2 protein-coding genes are annotated in these 2,829 nt (G+C 37.3%); both read right to left on the bottom strand.

Translation table 11 applies throughout. The features are described from left to right. Window positions 1–276: 276 nt before the first annotated feature. The gene (locus D1164_RS23475) at window positions 277–1,356 is read right to left on the bottom strand and encodes a Fic family protein (RefSeq protein WP_119352341.1); all 1,080 of its coding nucleotides are present in this window, start codon (window positions 1,354–1,356) and stop codon (window positions 277–279) included. Window positions 1,357–1,729: 373 nt separating this feature from the next. Beyond that, complete coding sequence (locus D1164_RS23900; RefSeq protein ID WP_172594617.1) at window positions 1,730–1,870, bottom strand: hypothetical protein; 141 nt, start codon at window positions 1,868–1,870, stop codon at window positions 1,730–1,732. Between the last annotated feature and the right edge of the window lie 959 nt (window positions 1,871–2,829).

Raw genomic sequence — 2,829 nt, 5'->3', positions numbered from 1 at the left:
GGAATATTTTCCTGTACTAAGTTCGGCTAAAATTTTGAGTTTGAAACCCTCGCTGTATCTTCTTAAGATACCATCATTTTTATACATATTTGCTACATTTTGTGTAGCCTTTTTTTAGGACGGGTCATTAGACAGTCTGACGGTGGTGGTATGAGGTCGTGGCGGTTAGACGAGAGTCTGACCAGTCCGACCGAAACTGAGGTTGGGACGAGATTCGACTTGTCGAATCCGCACAAACCCAGCCATGCCTTATACCACGTGTTACCGCAAGTGGTTTTATCTTTTTGTCAATAGGTTAAATAATTTTTCATTTATATAATAGTTTCCGGTTCCAATTCTTTCTTTTTTCAAAATCCCATCCTCTGCCAGTTTATTCAAATAGTTTGCAGCTGTAATTCTTGAAACATTCAAGTCGTTTACAATAAATTCAATTTTTGTGTAAGGATGTTTAAAGAGGTTATTTAATAAGTCCTGGCTGTAAAATTTATAATTGTCCCGAAGTTTATGTTTGTATTCCATCATCAACTCTCTGATTTGGACTATTAATTCAATGGTTTCACGAGAAGTTTTTTCAATTCCATGAATCATAAATAACAACCATTCCTCCCAGTTTTCATTGTCCCGGAGTTCTTGTAAAAGCCTGTAATAATCTGATTTATTTTGAATGATATAATTGCTTAAATACAGGATTGGTAAGGTTTGCAGTTTTTTAATAATTAAGTAAAGGATATTTAATATTCTTCCTGTGCGACCGTTCCCGTCGTAAAATGGATGGATACTTTCGAATTGATAATGAATGATTGCCATTTTTATAATCGGGTCGTAATCGCTCATCGAAGGGTCATTAATGAACTTTTCGAGGTTTGTCATCAATTTATTTATTTCATTGATGTCTTGCGGAGGAGTATAAATTGTTTCTCCAGTCGAAGAATTTTTTAAAGCAGTTCCGGGAAGTTTTCGAAATCCGGCACTATTTCCTTCCAATTCCTTTTGAATTTCGATGATTATGTTATTTGTAATTAATCCGTTTGTTTTTATTAACTCAAATCCTTTTTTGAGTGCAGAAATATAGTTCTGGACTTCCTTCGCTTCAAGTGATTTAAATGAATCAAGGTTTAACTCTGATTTGTACAAATCATCATGTGTCGTAATAATATTTTCGATTGCTGAACTGTCTTTTGCTTCTTGCAGTCCAAGTGTATTGACCAAAATATTTTGATTGGGAATTGTCGATGCAATTCCTTTTAATTCTGCCAAAGCTGCATGAGCAGAAGGCAAACTTTTAAGAACTGCTTTCGTCTCAACGTCAACAGTCAGTGGCAGTTCTTTTAATTTCCAATTTTTATTTTGGCTCATTGTGTAAAGATTTTTAGAATTTCTTTACAAATATACTTTATTCTGTAAAGAGAAATAGATTTTCTTTACAAAGAATGTCGGATATGATAATATTATTCAATTTTCTATACATTCCCTTTGTCTTTTTACCATTTGCGGTAACGGTCACTTGTATGTGGTCGGGCGGGATTTCTGAAAGAAATCGTGTCAGACCCGCAGTAAAGTGGGCGCAAGGTCTGACTTGTCAGACCGCTAAAACCCCTGCCTGCCATATACAAATTGTTAGCGGCAGGTTTTTATTTATTTATTCATCGTCAGGCTGTAACCAGCATAAAAGTATCATTTTCAAAACGAAAGTTTCAAGTAACCAGTTCGCGTTTAATTTTTTTTTTCTTCAGTCAAAACCGCTTGTGGGTTTGCAGGTAACCACTGCCGGGATTACTTTGCCGGAACGTGAGCCTTGCCAGCCCTGATTTAATCTGCTGGCGGAAAACTTGCCAGTGCCGGCTGTTCCTGCCAATTTTTTCCCTGCCATGTGCAAAGCGGCTAAAATTCAAATTGTCAGGTAATTAACTGCTATTCTTTAAAAGGGTACTGAACAGTCAGGCCGAAAAACAGTTTTGGGAAATTGTCAAACCCCAAAAAATTGGTTTACTACGTCAAACTTTGCTTTGCAAGTTTTATGACAGCAATTTTAGAAGCGAGCCAAAAACCAAAGAACAGACTTATCAAATAACTACCAATTTTTCTTGAACTTGCCGCTAACGGTCACTTGTATGTGGTCGGGCGGGATTTCTGGAAGAAATCGTGTCCGACGGGTAGGGCAGAAGGCACAAGGTCTGACTTGTCAGACCGCTAAAACCCCCGCCTGCCATATACAATTTGTTAGCGGCAGGTTTTTATTTATTTATTCATCGTCAAGTTGTAAACAGCATAAAAGTATCATTTTCAGAACGAAAGTTTCAAGTAACCAGGTCACAATTTAATTTTTTTTGTCTTCAGTCAAAACCGCTTGTGGGTTTGCAGGTAACCACTGCCGGGATTACTTTGCCGGAACGTGAGCCTAACCAGCCCTGATTTAATCTGCTGGCGGAAAACTTGCCAGCACCGGCTGTTCCTGCCAATTTTTTTTCTGCCATGTGCTAAGCGGCCAAAATTCAAACTGTCAGGTAATTAACTGCTATTCTTTAAAAGAGTGCTGAACAGTCAGTCCGAAAAACAGTTTAGGCAAATTTTCAACCCCCTAAAAAATTGGCTTACTGCGCCCAACTTTGCTTTGCAAGTTTTATGACAGCAATTTTAGAAGCGAGCCAAAAACCAAAGAACAGACTTATCAAATAACTACCAATTTTTCTTGAACTTGCCGCTAACGGCAGTCTGTCTAAAAACCTATTTTGGTATAGGAGATTTGAAAACTATTGGAGGGTTTTAGAAGCAGGTTTAAAATTTTCGGATTTTTCATTGTTAGTTTGAGTAATTGGTTTATCTGGTTTA

The sequence above is a fragment of the Mariniphaga sediminis genome, from assembly GCF_003573545.1.
In the GTDB taxonomy this organism is placed as follows: domain Bacteria; phylum Bacteroidota; class Bacteroidia; order Bacteroidales; family Prolixibacteraceae; genus Mariniphaga; species Mariniphaga sediminis.
The sequence above is the reverse complement of the archived record's forward strand: the minus strand, read 5'-3'. Positions and strand labels throughout refer to the sequence as shown.

Bases quoted from the DNA above. Each gene is read 5' to 3' on its own strand.
- D1164_RS23900 (WP_172594617.1), bottom strand. From the start codon at position 1,870: ATGGCAGGGAAAAAATTGGCAGGAACAGCCGGCACTGGCAAGTTTTCC.
- D1164_RS23475 (WP_119352341.1), bottom strand. From the start codon at position 1,356: ATGAGCCAAAATAAAAATTGGAAATTAAAAGAACTGCCACTGACTGTT.